Source organism: Mycoplana ramosa (assembly GCF_041930185.1).
Classification (GTDB): domain Bacteria; phylum Pseudomonadota; class Alphaproteobacteria; order Rhizobiales; family Rhizobiaceae; genus Mycoplana; species Mycoplana ramosa.
Map to the genome: position 1 here is coordinate 174,487 of NZ_JBHEEW010000002.1, position 16,588 is coordinate 191,074.

Annotated in this window: 14 protein-coding genes and 1 pseudogene; 8 read left to right on the top strand and 7 right to left on the bottom strand. The window is 65.3% G+C overall.

The annotated features are described in order from the left end of the window. The first annotated feature begins 33 nt into the window (after positions 1-33). Positions 34-375 carry a DUF1049 domain-containing protein gene (locus JNC62_RS03365; protein WP_374835948.1) on the top strand — a complete coding sequence of 114 codons (342 nt, stop codon included), beginning with the start codon at positions 34-36 and terminating at the stop codon, positions 373-375. A 156-nt stretch (positions 376-531) separates the two neighbouring features. Here the strand turns inward: JNC62_RS03365 and JNC62_RS03370 are convergent, their stop codons facing one another. Continuing rightward, positions 532-984: an SRPBCC family protein gene (locus JNC62_RS03370; RefSeq protein WP_374835950.1), complete on the bottom strand. Its 453-nt coding sequence runs from the start codon at positions 982-984 to the stop codon at positions 532-534. Positions 985-1,140: 156 nt separating this feature from the next. Between JNC62_RS03370 and JNC62_RS03375 the strand changes: the two genes are divergently transcribed. The 5 genes and pseudogenes from JNC62_RS03375 to olsB all read left to right on the top strand — a co-directional run bounded on the left by JNC62_RS03375 (position 1,141) and on the right by olsB (position 7,030). Then, complete coding sequence (locus tag JNC62_RS03375; RefSeq protein ID WP_374835951.1) at positions 1,141-2,328, top strand: RsmD family RNA methyltransferase; 1,188 nt, start codon at positions 1,141-1,143, stop codon at positions 2,326-2,328. After that, positions 2,325-3,188: a TrmH family RNA methyltransferase gene (locus JNC62_RS03380; RefSeq protein WP_374835953.1), complete on the top strand. Its 864-nt coding sequence runs from the start codon at positions 2,325-2,327 to the stop codon at positions 3,186-3,188. The genes JNC62_RS03375 and JNC62_RS03380 overlap by 4 nt, the downstream gene beginning before the upstream one ends. Further along, positions 3,185-3,688 carry a signal peptidase II gene (gene lspA, locus JNC62_RS03385; RefSeq protein WP_374835954.1) on the top strand — a complete coding sequence of 168 codons (504 nt, stop codon included), beginning with the start codon at positions 3,185-3,187 and terminating at the stop codon, positions 3,686-3,688. Before JNC62_RS03380 ends, lspA begins: the two co-directional genes overlap by 4 nt. A gap of 221 nt (positions 3,689-3,909) precedes the next feature. Beyond that, a complete protein-coding gene (locus JNC62_RS03390) occupies positions 3,910-6,018 on the top strand; it encodes a hybrid sensor histidine kinase/response regulator (protein WP_374835956.1) in 2,109 nt (702 codons plus the stop codon). Positions 6,019-6,180: 162 nt separating this feature from the next. After that, positions 6,181-7,030, top strand: a pseudogene (gene olsB, locus JNC62_RS03395) (l-ornithine N(alpha)-acyltransferase). Between the two features lie 80 nt (positions 7,031-7,110). On the opposite strand, the gene JNC62_RS03400 reads toward olsB, so the two are convergent. From JNC62_RS03400 to JNC62_RS03410, 3 genes are all read right to left on the bottom strand, one after another. Next, positions 7,111-7,854 (bottom strand): methyltransferase family protein, encoded by a 744-nt coding sequence (locus JNC62_RS03400; RefSeq protein ID WP_374835958.1) that lies wholly within the window; start codon positions 7,852-7,854, stop codon positions 7,111-7,113. 12 nt (positions 7,855-7,866) lie between these two features. Further along, positions 7,867-8,628, bottom strand: a complete 762-nt coding sequence (gene cmoA / locus JNC62_RS03405; RefSeq protein ID WP_374835960.1) for a carboxy-S-adenosyl-L-methionine synthase CmoA — start codon at positions 8,626-8,628, stop codon at positions 7,867-7,869. Positions 8,629-8,790: 162 nt separating this feature from the next. Further along, positions 8,791-9,225: a MerR family transcriptional regulator gene (locus tag JNC62_RS03410; RefSeq protein WP_374835962.1), complete on the bottom strand. Its 435-nt coding sequence runs from the start codon at positions 9,223-9,225 to the stop codon at positions 8,791-8,793. A gap of 69 nt (positions 9,226-9,294) precedes the next feature. Here JNC62_RS03410 and JNC62_RS03415 point away from each other — a divergent pair, with 69 nt between their 5' ends. Continuing rightward, the gene (locus JNC62_RS03415) at positions 9,295-11,598 is read left to right on the top strand and encodes a heavy metal translocating P-type ATPase (RefSeq protein ID WP_374835963.1); all 2,304 of its coding nucleotides are present in this window, start codon (positions 9,295-9,297) and stop codon (positions 11,596-11,598) included. Positions 11,599-11,633: 35 nt separating this feature from the next. On the opposite strand, the gene JNC62_RS03420 is transcribed toward JNC62_RS03415, so the two are convergent. From JNC62_RS03420 to JNC62_RS03430, 3 genes are all read right to left on the bottom strand, one after another. Continuing rightward, entirely contained in the window at positions 11,634-13,601 is a 1,968-nt protein-coding gene (locus tag JNC62_RS03420) for an FUSC family protein (protein ID WP_374835965.1), read from the bottom strand. Next, positions 13,598-14,059, bottom strand: coding sequence for a MarR family winged helix-turn-helix transcriptional regulator (locus JNC62_RS03425; RefSeq protein WP_374835967.1), 462 nt, complete (start codon positions 14,057-14,059; stop codon positions 13,598-13,600). Before JNC62_RS03425 ends, JNC62_RS03420 begins: the two co-directional genes overlap by 4 nt. A gap of 190 nt (positions 14,060-14,249) precedes the next feature. Next, positions 14,250-15,074 (bottom strand): MerR family transcriptional regulator, encoded by an 825-nt coding sequence (locus tag JNC62_RS03430; RefSeq protein WP_374835968.1) that lies wholly within the window; start codon positions 15,072-15,074, stop codon positions 14,250-14,252. Positions 15,075-15,271: 197 nt separating this feature from the next. On the opposite strand from JNC62_RS03430, the gene JNC62_RS03435 reads away from it, so the two are divergent. Then, complete coding sequence (locus JNC62_RS03435) at positions 15,272-16,549, top strand: 4-aminobutyrate--2-oxoglutarate transaminase (protein ID WP_374835970.1); 1,278 nt, start codon at positions 15,272-15,274, stop codon at positions 16,547-16,549. Positions 16,550-16,588: the final 39 nt, after the last annotated feature.

The following is a 16,588-nucleotide window of genomic DNA, read 5'->3' on the forward strand; positions in this document are numbered from 1 at the left end:
GCCCTCAACCAGCCCGATTGCTGGAGGCGGTTCATGTTCAAGAAAATCATCAATATCGTCGTCCTCGCGCCGATCGCCATCGTGCTGATCGTCCTATCGGTCGCCAATCGCCAGCCCGTGCGCCTGGCGCTCAATCCGTTCCGGCCGGACGACTCGGTGCTGTCGATGACGGCGCCGTTTTTCGTCTATCTGTTTTTGGCGCTGCTCCTTGGGGTGATCCTCGGTGCTGCTGCGACCTGGATCGCCCAGCATAAGTACCGCAAGCGCGCCCGGATCGAGGCGAGCGAGGCGGTGAAGTGGCATACCGAGGCAGACAGGCACAAGGCCCGCGCCGAGACGCTGCAAGCCCAGTCGCTGCTGTCTGCGCCCAAATAGGGTTTCTTGTTCCGGCGAACCGGCTACAGCCCCTGCCCTTCATTCCCCTGCCGGCATCTTCTCCCGCAAGCGGGCCAAGGAGATCCGCCGCGCCTCATCCATCCCTACCTGCTGGCAGTGAGAGGGCGCAGATCCGCGTGCGGAGATGGTCGTTGCTCAAGTGTTCGTAGTGCCGTCCAGCCTCTGGCCGAGACCGGCAAAGAATTGGGCTGCCAGCTTCTTCGAGGTCGAGTCGATCAGGCGGGAGCCGAGCTGGGCGAGCTTGCCGCCGACCTGCGCATTGACCGTGTAGGTCAAGACCGTCTCGTTGCCGTCCTCGGCGAGCCTCACGTCGGCGCCGCCCTTGGCGAAGCCGGCAATCCCCCCCTTGCCCTCGCCGGAGATCGTGTAGCTTTCCGGCGGGTTGAGGTCGGAAAGCGTCACCTCGCCGTTGAATGTGGCGGAAACCGGGCCGATCTTGACCTTGACGGTGGCCGCAAGCTCGGTGGGGGACTTCATCGTCAGCGACTGGCAGCCCGGGATACAGGCCTGCAAGGTCTCGGGATCGTTCAGTGCCGCCCAGACGGCCTCACGAGGGGCGGCGATGCGCTCTTCACCTGACATGTCCATGACGTTCCTCCTCCTTGCCCGGGTGCTCGCCGATTTATCGCAGATGGGAAAGCGCTTTGCCAAGTGGGACTTTGCCAAGCGAAGCCGGGGTGCTATTTGGTCTGGCTTTCTTGCGGACCAGCGTCCGCTATCCATCAAACGAAAACGGACCGCGACGTGAAGGACAAGAACCGCCGGCAGAAGAAGGGCCCCGCCGTGACGGGTGCCGCGCGATCTGGCGAACGCGTGCGCCAGGGCTCGCCGATACGCAACGGGGACGCCAAGCCGCAGGCCGGGGCAGTTGCCAAGCACGCAGGCGGTTCACGCGGCGAACCGTCAAGGCGGAAGGATGTTGGCGCAGCCGCCGCCAAGACGGTGCCTGAAAGGGTCTCCCGTGCCGCTGCATCGCAGGTCCCCGAACCGCAGCGCAAGCTGATCGTCCGAACCGGCGACAAACCTGCGGAACGGGTCCCGGTGATCCTCGAGACGGCCGGGACCGACGACTACCGCCTCATCGACAGCGGCGCCGGCGAGAAGCTGGAGCAATACGGCCCCTATCGGATCGTGCGCCCGGAAGCACAGGCGCTCTGGCCGCGCAGCCTGCCGGCGTCCGTGTGGGAGAAAGCGGATGCGGTGTTCACCGGCGACACCGACGAGGACGGCATGGGCCGTTGGCGCTTTTCGGGGGATGCCCTCGGGGAGACCTGGCCGATGCGTCTGCTCGACACCGATTTCCATGGCCGCTTCACCGCCTTCCGCCATGTCGGGGTCTTTCCGGAGCAACTGGCGCACTGGAGCTGGATGAAGGCGCGGATCGAGGCGGCCGGCCGACCGCTGAAGGTTCTGAACCTGTTCGGCTATACCGGTGTCGCATCGCTCGTCGCCGCCCGGGCCGGCGCAGAGGTGACCCACGTCGACGCCTCGAAGAAGGCGATCGGCTGGGCGCGCGAAAACCAGGCGCTCGGTCGCGGTGAAGCCCTGCCGATCCGCTGGATCTGCGAGGATGCGATGAAGTTCATCCTGCGCGAGGAGCGTCGCGGCAGCCGCTATGACATCATTCTCGCCGATCCCCCGAAATTCGGACGCGGCCCGAACGGCGAGGTTTGGCAGCTGTTCGACAGCCTGCCGCTCATGCTCGACGTCTGCCGCGAGATCCTCGCGCCGGACGATGCAGCCCTCGTGCTGACCGCCTATTCGATCCGGGCCAGCTTCTACTCGATCCACGAACTGATGCGTGAAACGATGCGCGGCCGTGGCGGCCTGGTGGAGTCCGGCGAACTTGTCATCCGCGAGGGCGGAACCGACGGCAGGACGACCGGCCGCGCCCTTTCGACCTCCCTCTTCAGCCGTTGGACTTCCGCATGAGCGAACATCACCACCGCGATCATGGCCCCCACCGCGTGGGGCAGGTGAAGGAGGTCACGAGCCTCGCGAACCCGATCGTCAAGGACATCAAGGCGCTGGCGCAGAAGAAGGCGCGCGACGAGACGAGATCCTTCATCGCCGAAGGGCTGAAGCTCGTGATCGACGCCCTCGAGCTCGGCTGGACGATCCGCACGCTGGTCTACGCCAAGGCGGCCAAGGGCAAGCCGCAGGTCGAGCAGGTCGCGGCGAAGACTTTTGCCAAGGGCGGCCTGGTGCTGGAAGTCAGCGAGAAGGTGATGTCGACGATCACCCGGCGCGACAACCCGCAGATGGTGATCGGCGTGTTCGAGCAGCGCTATAGCTCCCTGAAGGACTTCCGCCCGAAGGTGGGCGAGACCTATGTGGCGCTCGACCGGGTGCGCGACCCGGGGAATCTGGGCACGATCTTCCGCACGGCGGACGCGGCAGGCGCGTCGGGCGTGATCCTTGTCGGCGAAACCACCGATCCGTTCTCGCTGGAGACGGTTCGCGCGACCATGGGGTCGGTGTTTGCCATGCCGGTCGCCAAAACCTCGGTTTCTGACTTTCTGCGCTGGAAGAAGGAAACGGGCGTCAAGCTGGTCGCCACCCACCTTGCCGGTGCGGTCGACTACCGCACGATCGATTACAGGAAACAGCCGGTCGTGCTCTTGATGGGCAACGAACAGGCCGGGATTCCCGAGGAGCTGGCGCACGAGGCCGATGCGCTGGCGCGCATACCCCAGGCAGGCCGCGCCGATTCCCTGAACCTGGCGATTGCCACCGGCGTCATGCTGTTCGAGGCGCGTCGCCACATCCTGTCTCTGGACGAGCCGAAATGACCGAGCGCGCCCCGTTCTTCTCCCGACCGGTCCCGGTCGTCTCGTTCATCGTCATAGCCGTCCTCGTCGACCAGTTCATCAAGATGGCCGTGGAAGCGTGGCTGCCAATGGAGCAGCCGGTGCATGTGCTGCCGATGCTGGCCCTGTACCGAACCTACAATTTCGGCGTCGCGTTTTCGATGCTGTCGGGCATGGAGGACTGGTTCATCGTCGGCCTGAGGCTTGTCGTCGTCGCCTTCGTCACCTGGCTGTGGCGGCAGACGCCCAAGGAGCGGGGGCTGGCCCATGCGGGTTACGCGCTGATCATCGCCGGCGCGCTCGGCAATCTCGTCGACCGTATCCTGTTCGGCTATGTGATCGATTACGTGCTGTTCCACACCGCGACCTGGTCGTTCGCCGTGTTCAACCTTGCCGACAGCTTCATCACCATCGGTGCGGGCATCATCCTGCTCGACGAAGTCCTGCAGTCGCGTGCGCGTCGCCACAATGCGGATCGTTAAAATCCGATCGGTTTGCTGAAGCGGATCTGAACGCTTGGCGTGGTATCCCGGCCCGCATGAGCGAACCGGCGAAACTTCAAGACCGGCTCAAGGCGGAATTCGCAACCGAGCTGAGTGACGCAAGGCAGCCACCACGCGATGGCGGGGTGGAGACCGCTGCGCGTTCCTCCTCGAACATGGCCTCGCGTGCAGCAGGCCAGGCATCTCCTTCAGACCATGCCATGCTCAGCGGTGTTGTCGGCGCCCTCATCCTGCTGTCAACCTGCCTCATGCTGGTGACTGGCTTCCTGCAGGGATTTCACGTCGCGGCGCTCAGCCTAGGTGTGGCCGGCCTCGCGGGGGCGCTGCTGCTCTTTCGCAGCGGCGTGATTGCCGAACGGCAGTTGAAGCGTCAGGTCGAGCGTCACGACGACCGCACCTGGGAGCAGAGCGAGACGTCGGCGGCCTCCGCAGCCATCCATGACATCTTGCGCGACATTGTGCTGGTGCGCTCGCTGGACGGACGGATTGTGCGCGCCAACGCGGTCCTCAGCGATCTTGTCGGTATCCCTGACCTGACTGGCCTCACCTGTACCCAGATCGGCCTCGACATCCACACGCAAGCGCTCCCGCAACACTACGACGTAAACATTGCCGCACCGGGCGGTACGCGGATCTATGCATGGCATGACGTGACCATTCGCGATCCGGCGACGGGCGAACTGGTGATCCACAGCATCGCCCGCGACGTCACCGAGGAACGCAGGGCCGAGCAACTGCGGGAACTCGCCCTCAGCAAGGCGGAGGATGAAAGCGAGGCGAAGTCCCGGCTGCTGGCGACCGTCAGCCACGAAATCCGCACGCCGCTGTCGGGCATCCTGGGCATGTCGCACCTGATCGGGCAGACGCGGCTGACGGCGGAGCAGAAGAACTACCTTGCCGGAATCCGCCAGTCCGGCCACGCACTTGTCCAACTGGTCGACGACCTGCTCGACTTCTCCACGATCGAGGCGGGACGGTTTCAGTTGCGCCCGAGCGAGGATCCTGTGCGCCCATTGATCGAGGGCGTCGTCGAGATGCTGTCGCCGCGAGCGCATGAGAAAGGCATCGAGATCGGCTCCTTCGTCTCGGCCGACGTGCCGGCCGTGATGGCGTTCGACGGATCGCGGCTGCGGCAAGTGCTCTACAACGTGATCGGCAATGCGGTGAAATTCACAGTGAGCGGCGGGGTCTATCTGGAGACGACGATCGAGCCCGACCACATCGTCGTCAAGGTGACCGATACCGGCCCGGGCATGACGGCCGAAGAGCAGATGCGCGTCTTCGAGGCATTCGAGCAGGCCGGAGCCGCAGCCCAGCGCCGTGGCGGAACCGGGCTCGGCCTTGCCATCTCCGCCCGCATTCTAAGCGAGGCTGGCGGCGCGCTCACGCTGGAAAGCCGACCTGGACACGGCTCCACGTTCACCATCCGAATGCCGGCCGCGCTCACACTCGCGGCCGTCGGTGGAAAAGCGGGCCCGCTGCGGGGATCGTCGGTATTTCTCTACGCGCCCGATGGCCCGGCGGCGCGCGCCTTGCAGCGCACGATCGAAACCCTCGGTGGCACCTGCACGCATAGGGCAACAACCCCCGACGCACTGGAATTCGCGCAGGGACAGGCCGCTTCGCTGACGGACATCATCGTGGACAACCGGCTGTCCGCAGAGTACCGGCGCGAACTGTCCGGCCTCGCCGCGTTCAACGCCCAGCACATCCGCCGCACCTATCTCGTCAACCCCGAGGAACGAACCGGACGGGCGCTGAACAACGGCGGGGGATACGACGCCTGGCTCATCCGCCCCTTGCGCGAGCGATCGCTGGTCGAGGTGTTGCGCGGCCGCATGAAGGGCATCGAGGTTCGCGACGCGATCAACGACAACCGGCCAACGCTGTCGCCGCCGATGGCTGAAGCGGCGTCACGACCAAGCAAGGCGGCGCGGATCCTTCTGGCCGAAGACGATCCCGTCAATGCCATGCTTGTGCGCTCGATGCTGACAAAGGCGGGATACCAGGTGAGCGTCGTCGACACATTCCCGTCGCTGCTTTCCGCTGTCGGCGACCCGGCGGGCCGGCCGGACCTGATCATTTCCGACCTGAACATGCCTGGTGGCGATGGACCCGAGGTGGTGCGCCGCCTGACCGGCGAGGAGGCGCCTGTTCCGGTGATCATTCTGACGGCCGAGGGGCGCCGAGGCCTCTACGACGATTTGATCGCCTGCGGCGCGGCTGCGGTGCTGGTCAAGCCGGCCGAACCAAAGGCTTTGCTCGCCGAGGTCTCCCGCCTGACCGGAGTGACGGAAAAAGGTCGCTGACCGTCTTTTCCGCTCCGCCAGTCTTCTTGTCTGCTGAACACCAGGGGGCTATCTACAGGCGGTCCGATGTCACGGTCCTGTTGCAGATTCGTGCTTAAAGAGAGACAGGAAATCTTGAGCAGGAAGTCGCCGATGAGTGTCGAATTTGCAGATCCACAGGTGATGGCCGAGACCGTCCCGTCGACATGCCGGGTTCCGGTCCACAAGACGACCGACGTGCTCGGGCCGCATCGGCAATCTGGAAACGAGGCTTGCACGGACGAATGCCGAAATCGATGCGGCGCAGGCGGTGCGCTATCGCGTCTTTGTCGAGGAACTGAACGCGCAGGTTGCCCCCGACGCGATGCGCCGCGGGCGCGACATCGACGCATGGGACATGGTCTGCGATCACCTGCTCGTGCTCGACACCTCGATCGAGGGCGACGCGGAGGAGCAGATCGTCGGGACATACCGGCTCTTGCGGCAGGATGTCGCCAGGAATTCGGGGGGCTTTTACTCGCAGTCCGAATTCGACATCGAACCGCTGCTGGCCCGCCATCCGGAAAAGCGCTTCATGGAACTCGGCCGTTCCTGCGTGCTTCCAGATTACCGGACGAAGCGAACCGTGGAGCTGCTTTGGCAGGGGGCTTGGGCCTATGCGCTGAAGCACCGGGTCGACGTCCTGTTCGGATGCGGTTCCTTCGGCGGTGTCGTGCCGGAGGAGCATGCGCTGGCGCTTTCCTTCCTGCACCAGAACCTGCTGGCACGCGATGAGTGGAGCGTTCACGCCCATGCCGACCAGCATCGGACGATGGATCTGGTGCCGAGCGAGGCGGTGAATGCGCGCCGGGCGCTTGCCGCCATGCCGCCGCTGATCAAGGGGTATCTCCGGCTCGGCGCGATGGTCGGCAATGGCGCCGTCGTGGACCACGCCTTCCGCACGACGGACGTGCTGATCGTGCTGCCAATCGGCAGCATTTCGGGCCGTTACATCAACTACTACGGCGCGGATGCCGGTCGGTTTGCGAGCTGACGGAGGCGATTGACCCGCCTGGCTGAGCAAGCGGCCAAGTGCCGCTTGCTACCGCACTGCACCCCGTTTTGCGTCGCGCGTCAGTGAATTGGTTTCGGCTCGCTGAAGACGCCGCGCTTCTTCAGACGGCTGATCGCACCGGTCGTAAGTCCGATCAGGGCCAGCAGTCCGGCCAGCACGGCGACATAAGGCAGGCTCCGCGTCAGGCCTTCATTGAGGGCGGCGCGGTAGAACTCGATGACGAGCAGAGTGATCAGGGTTGCCGACAACGTCGAGTAGTCCTTGGCAATCACGCGCCGGACGTTGAAGGACATGCCTTCCGTGGCGCTGTGGAAACGTCCCAGCCGCAGCGCCCAGCGCGGCACGTCGCGGCAGTACGCCCGGTAGGCATCTCCGAATTTATTCTCGAGGAACTCCTCCTCGGCCAGTACGATACATTGATAAATGAAGGCAAAAAGACCGATCCCGAGCACGACCGCCAGCGGATTGCCGCTGAACAGGAACACGCCGGAATAGATCAGCATGTTGCCGACGTAGAGCGGATTGCGGCAGACGCCGAACATGCCCTCGGTGACAAGGTCCTTGGCATAGACCCGCTTGTTCAACCCGCCGCGCTGGATATAGGCGTAGCCGATCACGGTCGCCCGTAAGCCCAGCCCCGCCACGACCAGCAGGATCGCGGCGATCGCCATGACCGGCTCGGCCGCCGAACTCCCATGCGCCGGGGGCGGCGCCAGCAGGAACAGCGCGACGATCATGGCGGGGAAGAGCTGGTTGCGGTATTTGAAGAAGAAGTTGCCGATGCCGATCATGGCTGCAGTCATGATGTACCTGTCCTACTTCACCGCGACGATGCCGCAGAAGTTGTACCAACGGAAGAAGACCTCGACGGTGCGGAATCCGGCCTCCTTCAGGAGTTGGACGTTCTCGTCCAGCCGGTAGGGGATCAGCACGTTCTCCAGCGCCTCGCGCTTCTTGGAGATCTCGATGTCGGAGTAGCCGTTGCGTCGCTTGAAGTCGTAGTAATGCTCGATGAACAGCCGGTTGAACGTGGTATCCTCGCTCGTCAGCTTCTCGATGAGCAGAAGGCAGCCCTGGTCGTTGAGGCCGTTATGGATCGCCTTCATCACCCGCTCGCGATAGAGCGGCCGGACGAACTGCAGCGTCAGCAGCATGGTCGCGACGCTGGCGTTATCCATCTGGAAGCCATGGTTCAGATCGGCCACCTTGAGTTCGATCGGCCGGTTCGTCTTGGCAGCCCGGATTTTCTGCGCGGCCTTTTCCAGCATGTCCGGTGCGTTGTCGATACCGATGAAATGGACGTCCGGGTGGATGGCTGCGTCGAGCGCCAAAAGCGTCGTCGCGGTCGAGCAGCCAATGTCGACGAGATTCGTTTGGGGCTGGGCGAAGTCGGCCGCCAATTCGCAGACCATCCGCTGCATCTCTTCGTAGTAGGGAACAGAGCGGCTGACCATGTCGTCAAAGACGTCGGCGACGGTGGCGTTGAAGGCGAAATCGCCGACCGGCAGGTCCTCGCGGGAGAAGACCTGGTCCTTGCGTTCGATCCGCAACGGCAGGGGTGATGCTGTTTCGGCCATCTGCATTTCTCCCAGGCTGACAGGCAAGGCGAGAGGCATCGAGACCGCCCCCAGTTCAGCTCGGCTGCAAATCAACACCTTATGCTGACAGCCACCTGAACGTACTGCGCCGGGGTAGGAAAGGTGACTATATCGCAACCTGGAGGTAGGCGCACCGAAAATTTAGCGCGTTGGGCGGTGGTGGCGCTCGCAGGCGCCGCACTGGGCCAGCGCCTCGATCACCTTGCATTCGGCGATCGTGCCGTGGCTGCAGCTCGAAAGCGTGCGCTCGAGCTCGGCTTCCAGCAGCTTCAGCCGCGCGATCCTCTGGCGCACGTCCAGGAGCTGACGCCGGGCAATCTCGTCGGCCTCAGCGCAGGGCAGGTCGGGATGCTTCGACAGGTCGATGAGCTGCCGGATTGCCTCGATCGATAGGCCGAGATCGCGGGCGTGCAGGACGAAGACCAGTCTGTCATAGTGGCGCGCGGTGTAGCGGCGCTGGTTGCCGGCGTTTCGCTCCGGTTCCGGCAGGAGTCCGATCGTTTCGTAGTAGCGGATCGTCTCGACCTTCGAGCCGCTGGCCTCGGCGAGCTTGCCGATCGAAAAAGTGCGTTCCATCGCTGTTTTTCCGCTTGAAGCTGTAGTGACTACAGGTTTTATAGGTGGTGCAAATCGAGGAGATTTGCAATGGACGATCACCTTCGCCGCGATGCAGACCATGATCACGGCTGCAGTTGTCGTCACGACCAAGAGGCGGGCCGACACGATGGGCATTCGCCAACGGGCGGCGCCAAGCACGATCACCCGCATGCCGATGGCACCGCCTGTGATATCGGGCACGGTGCCCTCGCGGATGGGATGGTTGCTGACCCCGGCGATGGCTATCGCCGCTTCCGCGTGTCCGGAATGGACTGTGCCAGTTGCGCAAGCACGATCCACATCGCCGTCGGCGGCATGCCGGGCGTCTCGGATGTGCGTGTTTCAATCCCGCGCGAAATGATGTTCGTTGCCGTCGACGAAAGCAGGACACCGCTCTCCGCCGTGCGCGAGCGGGTGCAGAGCCTCGGCTATGGTGCCGATATCATTGAAGATGACACCCCTGCCCCGCGGCCGGCCCGCATCGCCTGGTGGCGGACGGCCAAGGGGCTGCATGCGATCATTGGCGGCGGCGTCACCGCTACTGCTTTTGCGGTCGGCCAGTTCTCGCCATTCGTCGGCCACTTCATGTTCATCGCCGCAGCGATGCTGCTGGCGCTGCCCATTGCGCGCCGGGCCGTGGCTGCCGCTATCACCGGTGCCCCCTTCACCATCGAAATGCTGATGACGGTCGCGGTCATCGGCGCCGTCATCATCGGCGAACCGGCGGAGGCGACGGTGGTCATCTTCCTGTTTGCGACCGGCGAGGTGCTGGAGGGGTACGCGGCCGGCCGCGCCCGCGCCGGCATTGAGGCGCTCGCCTCGCTGGTGCCCGACCGCGCCTTCGTCGAGGAAAACGGGATCATACGCGAGATTCCCGCCAGCGAGATCCGGCCGGGGCATATCGTGCTCGCCCGCCCCGGCGACCACGTCGCTGCCGATGGCACGGTCATCGAGGGGCGTGCCCATCTCGACGAGGCGGCGATCACCGGGGAAAGCGTCCCGGTCTCGCGCGGGCCTGGCGAAAAGGTCTTTGCAGGTTCCGTGGCGATCGATGCGGCGCTGAAAATCAGCGCCGAAAAGACGGCGGCCGACAACACGATCGCCCGGATCGTCGCACTCGTCGAGGAGGCACAGGACGCCAAGGCCCCGGCCGAGCGCTTCATCGACGGCTTTTCGCGGGTCTACACGCCGCTGGTCGCAGCACTCGGCCTGCTCGTCGCGATTGTCCCGCCGCTCCTCTTCGATGGCAACTGGGAGACCTGGATCTACCGCGGCCTGGCGCTGCTTCTGATCGGCTGCCCCTGCGCGCTGGTCATCTCCGTGCCGGCGGCGATTGCGTCCGCGCTGTCGGCCTCGGCGCGCGCCGGGATCCTCGTCAAGGGCGGCGTGATCCTGGAGACGCTGGCAAAGGCCGACATCGTTGCCTTCGACAAGACCGGCACGCTGACCAGGGGCCGGCCCGCGGTAACCGGCGTGCATGCGACCGAGAGCTCGGAGGACGGACTGCTTTCGCTCGCCGCGGCGATCGAGGCGGGTTCGAGCCATCCGCTCGCCGAAGCGATCGTCGCCGAGGCGAAGAAGCGCAATCTCGCGCCGACCAGCGCATCCGGCGTGACCGCGCTCGCCGGCCGCGGCGTGACCGGATCGGCGCAGGGGCGGACGATCTTCATCGGTGCGCCGCGCTTTGCCGCCGAGGAGGGGGAGATCGGACCGGCACTCGCCGCGCGGATCGTGGCCTTCGAGCAGGCGGGCAACACGATCGCGGTCGTCGTCGCGGATAGGATCGGCATCGGCGCCATCGCGTTGCGTGACGAGCCGCGCGACGACGCGCGCGAAGGCATTGCCGCGTTGAAGGCGCTCGACGTCGAAACCGTGATGCTTTCGGGGGATAACCCCGTCACGGCTTCGGCGATCGGTCGCTCGCTTGACATCGATGACGCGCGCGGCGGCCTGCTGCCGGCCGAAAAGGTCGAGGCTCTGCGGGCGATTTCGCAACAGCGCGGCACGGTGATGGTCGGCGACGGCATCAACGATGCGGCGGCGCTTGCCGCGGCCAGCGTCGGCATGGCGATGGGTTCCGGCACCGGCCTTGCGCGCGAGACCGGCGGCGTTGCGCTGATGGGCAACCGCGTGCTGGACGTCGCGCGTGCCATCGCGCTTGGCCGGGCGACCATGGCGAACATTCGCCAGAACGTCGCGATCGCGATCGGGCTGAAGGCCGTTTTCCTCGTCACCACCATCTTCGGCGTGACCGGCCTGTGGATCGCCGTCTTCGCCGATACCGGCGCCACCGTGCTCGTGACGCTGAACGCGATGCGGTTGCTCTTGCCGTCAGCCGGCGCGCGCGGCTAGCGGATGACGTGCTGAAGCAATCGGAGCGGGTCGTATCAGGCCCGTGACGTGCGCCGCGAGGCGAGGTTGCCCGCCCGCTCGAAGAAAGCGAGATTCTGCGTCATGGCGCGGCCGGCGGAGCGCAAGAGCTCCCCCGCACCGACTCCCTCTGCATCGAGCCGGTCGGCGGCGCGCAACAGGGCTGCCGGCACGGCGCGGGGCCGGGCTGTGATATGCTCCATCCGGCCGAGGGCGAGGCGCAGCGCGCGTCTTGATCCGACCGGCAGGGCCGGATCCTGCATCCGCTCGTGCATGGAAAGGGTTGCGGCGCCCAATGCGTAGACCGCCAGCCCTCCGTCGGCGGGCGAAATCCGGCTTTCGCCGGATGCCTGGGCAAGCCGCACGAGCCGCAACAGGCGATGATACAGACGGGCGCGCCAGACCAGCCGGTGTTCTGCGGCATCGGGCGCCGCTGCGATCTGCTGGAGCTCGCGGACCATCATCGCGATCAGCGTGTCGAGGCGACGTAGCGCATCGGTCGGAAAGATCAATCCATAGGCGAGGAGTGCGATCGCGGGCGCTGCGACGACGGCAGCCGCTGTCGAAAGCGAGGCGTCGAAACTGCCCGACAGTGGGTAGGCGGGTTGCGACAGGAGGAGCAGGATCAGCACATAGTCCGTTCCGCCGAGCATGGTGCGGCGGTGCGACAGCGGCAGAACGCCGCTCAGGATGAATGGCATGAGCAGGAAAACAAGATCGAGCGCCGATGTCCCGAGCGGCCAGACCACCCAGCGGCAGACGAGGGCCGCGATCGCGCCGAAAAACTGGCCGGCCAGCACGTGGCGCATCATGAAGGCCGGGTTCTCGAATGTGGAGAACAGCGAGATCATCACCGAGGTGCCGAGCAGCACATAAGGCCCGGCCTGCCAGCCCGTCACGACCCAGAGGAGGCCGACCAGAAGCATGACGAACCCGGCGCGGAGCGCTGCGTGCCGCGCGCCGATCCAGTCGCGATGAAGCACCACCGGGTGTCGCATCTGACTGCGGTCTTCCAGCCTGGCGTCGACCCTGGCCTCGGACCGATCTTCTCGCCCGATCCGGTCGCGCAAGGCCGCCGCCTGCCGCTGCAGAACGTCCCGGAGCGGCGGGTTTTGCTGCGCAAGCCGGATGGCCTCGTGCAGTGAGGCGATCGTCTGCGCCGCCGAACCCGGATCTTCCAGCGCTCGCGCCGAGCGGCTGAGCGCGTCTGCAACACCGGGAGCAACGGGCACGAAGCGCTCGGTCTTCAGCCACAAGAGCGAGGAGACCTGGGCTGCGACGACTGCCCGAAGGTTGCGGGCCGAGCGGCGGGAAGCAAGCGAGCCAGCGCTGTGCGGATCGAGCCGGTCGTCGATCGCCGCCATTTCGGCAAGCAGCTCCTGCTGCTCTCGTTCGGAGATGGGTGGGCCGCCGCGGGCGAAGGTCGCCATTTCGGCGAGCATGCGCGCGGCCAACCGCCGGGCGCGGCCGGCAATGTCGGTTTCGGACGCCGCAGGGGTCAGGATCAGCCCGATGACGAGGCCGACGACGACACCTGTCAGAACCGTCAGCGCCCGATCAACGCCGAGGGACAGGAGATGGCCGGGATGGGCCGTTTCCAGAAGTGCCACCATCGCTGCGGAGTATCCGGCGAGGATCGTGCCATACCCGACGAACCCGCGCAGCACATTGCCGAAGCCGGCGCAGACGCTGATCCACGCGGCCAGCCCGACGACCAACAATGCCGGATTACCCCCGGCGGCCAGGATCAGCACCATGCCAACGAGCGTGCCCACAACCGTTCCGATCGCGCGGAACAGGCTCTTTTCCACCAGCATGTTGCGGACGGGCTGGGCGGCCGCGAACACGGTCATGGCAGACCATTGCGGATGCTCCAGGCCGATCAGCCAGGCGATGAGCAGAGCCAGGCAGGCGCCGGTCGCCGTCCTCAGGGCGAAGGAAAAGCGCTCGGGGACAAACCCCCAGTTTGCAGCAATCGCGCTCATTCCCCGCGCTCCTGCTCAAGTTTTTCCAGGCGGGCGGCAATCCGTGCCAGCACATCCAGAACGGTCGCGATTTCCTCATCGCCGATCTCTTTCAACAGTTCGGCCTCCGCACCATCCAGTTGTGCGCGGATGTCCGCCACCGCGGCGCGCCCCGCACCGGTGAGGAAGAGTTGTTTGGCACGGCGGTCGGTCTTGTCTGTCCGCCTCTCGATCATCCCCTTTTCGCAGAGAATGTCGAGCAGGCGCACAAGCGTCGAGCCATCGACGCCAACCAGGGATGCCAGATCTTTCTGGGTGATGCCGTCGCCGGCGGCGGCAAGGTGGACCAACGGCTTCCACGTGGCGTCCGTCAGCCCGGCTTCCTCGAGCCGCTTTTCGATCGCCCGCCGCCATTGGCGGGCGAGAAGGGAGAATTGGAGACCGAACCGAAAACGGTGCTGTTGTTGTTCTTTGTGCATGAACGTGTGTACACTAAAATGATTTGCATGTCCAATCATTTTAGATGGCAGCTAAATCGGCGCGGCCGGGTGCCACCAGTCGTCAGCGTGTCCGGATGGTGCTCGAATGAGGCTTCTGTTGCCGGACCGGGATCGCGGGTCGACAGCGACTTCTCGCCGCGCCGGCACCGGAGATCCCTGACAACGCTTCTCAGAACGTCGGCGGGGTGTTGATCCAGATGAGCACGGTTTCGCCGTCGTGGCGATTGCGCCAGGAATGGCGGCGGCGACTGTCGAAATAGAGGGAATCGCCGGGGCCGAGATCGTGGAACTCGTCGCCGTCGAGCACGATCTCGACATGGCCGGACAGCACGTGGATGAATTCCTCGCCCTCGTGGCGGTAGGCGCCGTCGCTGCAGGCGCCGGGCGACAGCACGAAACGATGGCAGTCCATCATGTTGCGGCCATCAGCCAGCACCTGGACGACGACGCCGGGCGAGGTTTCCGGCCAGAACTTCCACTCCCCTGCCCGCACGACGCTGCGCCGCTCCGCCTCATCCTCGCCGGACAGCTTGGAGACGGTCGTGCCGTAGTAGGCGGCGAGGTCGTGCATGACGCGGAAGGTCACGCCCTGCGAGGTGCGCTCGAAGGTGGAAAGCACCGAGGTGGCGATGCCGATGTCGCCCGCCACCTGCTCAAGCGTCTTGCCGGCGGCGTGCCGCAGCGTCCGGAACTTTCGGCCGACACCCGGCGGCGCGTCGCCCTCGGTCGCCGGTCCGTGGTGCGCTTCGGACTGGCCGTCCTCGGCCTCCAGCGCCTCGCGGATCGCGGCCGGGTTCAACCCGCGCTCGGCGCGGAACCAGGCGATCCGCTTCAGCCGGGCGACGTCGTCGGCGCTGTACTGCCGGTGGCCGGTGTCCGATCGTCCGGGAACGACGAGCCCCTGGCTTTCCCACAACCTGAGCGTGGACGCGGAGACGCCGGCGAGGCGGGCGGCTTCCGCCACCTTGTAGTGCACCGTTTCCGCGCTGTTCATGCCAATAAACCCTGATTCTTGTGTTATCGTATTGTTCTATAGCAGCTCGTGAGCTGCGGCGTGACGTGCCCAGGCGAGGCTCACGATCCCGCGCAAAATAGCCGTTGCATTCTTGCAGAAAAAATGTAGGAATTCCATCAGATCTTGCAGAAAAAATGCAAGATATGACAAATTCTCCAGAGTTAGGACCCCGCATCATGACCGCCACATCCCTCACCGACCGCAAGAACGCCGCCATCTCCCGCGGGGTTGGCATGACCACGCAAATCTACGCCGATCGCGCCGAGAACTCGGAGATCTGGGACAAGGAAGGCAACCGCTATATCGACTTTGCCGCCGGCATCGCCGTCGTCAACACCGGCCATCGCCATCCGCGCGTCATCGAGGCGGTGAAGAAGCAGCTCGACCGCTTCACCCACACCTGCCACCAGGTCGTTCCCTACGAGAACTATGTCGAGCTCGCCGAACGGCTGAACCAGATCGTTCCCGGCAACTTCGCCAAGAAGACGATCTTCGTCACCACCGGCGCCGAGGCCGTCGAGAACGCCGTGAAGATCGCCCGCGCCGCGACCGGCCGCCAGGCCGTGATCGCTTTTGGCGGCGGCTTCCACGGTCGCACCTTCATGGGCATGGCCCTGACCGGCAAGGTCGTCCCCTACAAGGTCGGTTTCGGCGCGATGCCGGGCGACGTGTTCCACGTCCCCTTCCCGGTCGAGCTGCACGGCCAGACGGCCGAACAGTCGCTTGGCGCGCTGAAGAAGCTGTTTGCCGCCGACGTCGACCCGAACCGCGTCGCCGCGATCATCATCGAGCCGGTGCAGGGCGAAGGCGGCTTCTATCCGGCCACGACCGCCTTTCTGAAGCAGCTCCGCGAGATCTGCGACCAGCACGGCATCCTGCTCATCGCCGATGAGGTCCAGACCGGCTTCGCCCGCACGGGCAAGCTGTTTGCCATGGAGCACCACGGCGTCGTGGCCGACCTGACGACGATGGCCAAGGGCCTTGGCGGCGGCTTCCCGATCGCAGCCGTGACCGGCCGCGCCGAGATCATGGACGCCCCCGGCCCCGGCGGCCTCGGCGGCACCTATGCCGGCAACCCGCTCGGCATCGCCGCCGCCCACGCCGTCCTCGACGTCATCAAGGACGAGGATCTCTGCAACCGCGCCACCAGCCTTGGCAACCGCCTCAAGCAGCGCCTGGAATCGCTGCGCGAGAAGGCTCCGGAAATCGTCGACGTGCGCGGCCCCGGCTTCATGAACGCCGTCGAATTCAACGACGCAACGACCAAGCTGCCGAGCGCGGACTTCGCCAACAAGGTGCGGCTGAAGGCGCTGGAAAAGGGGCTGATCCTGCTCACCTGCGGCGTGCACGGCAACGTCATCCGTTTCCTCGCTCCGCTGACGGTTCAGGACAACATCTTCGCCGAAGCGCTCGACATCCTCGAGGCTTCGATCCTGGAAGCACGCTCCGCCTGAGAGGGCGAAGCGTAACCGATCAAACCTACGAAGCATCGA

Excerpts from the sequence above, each read along its gene's own strand:
- JNC62_RS03365 (WP_374835948.1), top strand. The coding sequence starts at position 34 with ATGTTCAAGAAAATCATCAATATCGTCGTCCTCGCGCCGATCGCCATC.
- JNC62_RS03370 (WP_374835950.1), bottom strand. The coding sequence starts at position 984 with ATGGACATGTCAGGTGAAGAGCGCATCGCCGCCCCTCGTGAGGCCGTC.
- JNC62_RS03380 (WP_374835953.1), top strand. The coding sequence starts at position 2,325 with ATGAGCGAACATCACCACCGCGATCATGGCCCCCACCGCGTGGGGCAG.
- lspA (WP_374835954.1), top strand. The coding sequence starts at position 3,185 with ATGACCGAGCGCGCCCCGTTCTTCTCCCGACCGGTCCCGGTCGTCTCG.
- JNC62_RS03430 (WP_374835968.1), bottom strand. The coding sequence starts at position 15,074 with ATGAACAGCGCGGAAACGGTGCACTACAAGGTGGCGGAAGCCGCCCGC.
- JNC62_RS03415 (WP_374835963.1), top strand. The coding sequence starts at position 9,295 with ATGGACGATCACCTTCGCCGCGATGCAGACCATGATCACGGCTGCAGT.
- JNC62_RS03410 (WP_374835962.1), bottom strand. The coding sequence starts at position 9,225 with ATGGAACGCACTTTTTCGATCGGCAAGCTCGCCGAGGCCAGCGGCTCG.
- JNC62_RS03420 (WP_374835965.1), bottom strand. The coding sequence starts at position 13,601 with ATGAGCGCGATTGCTGCAAACTGGGGGTTTGTCCCCGAGCGCTTTTCC.
- JNC62_RS03400 (WP_374835958.1), bottom strand. The coding sequence starts at position 7,854 with ATGACTGCAGCCATGATCGGCATCGGCAACTTCTTCTTCAAATACCGC.
- cmoA (WP_374835960.1), bottom strand. The coding sequence starts at position 8,628 with ATGGCCGAAACAGCATCACCCCTGCCGTTGCGGATCGAACGCAAGGAC.
- JNC62_RS03390 (WP_374835956.1), top strand. The coding sequence starts at position 3,910 with ATGCTCAGCGGTGTTGTCGGCGCCCTCATCCTGCTGTCAACCTGCCTC.
- JNC62_RS03435 (WP_374835970.1), top strand. The coding sequence starts at position 15,272 with ATGACCGCCACATCCCTCACCGACCGCAAGAACGCCGCCATCTCCCGC.
- JNC62_RS03425 (WP_374835967.1), bottom strand. The coding sequence starts at position 14,059 with ATGCACAAAGAACAACAACAGCACCGTTTTCGGTTCGGTCTCCAATTC.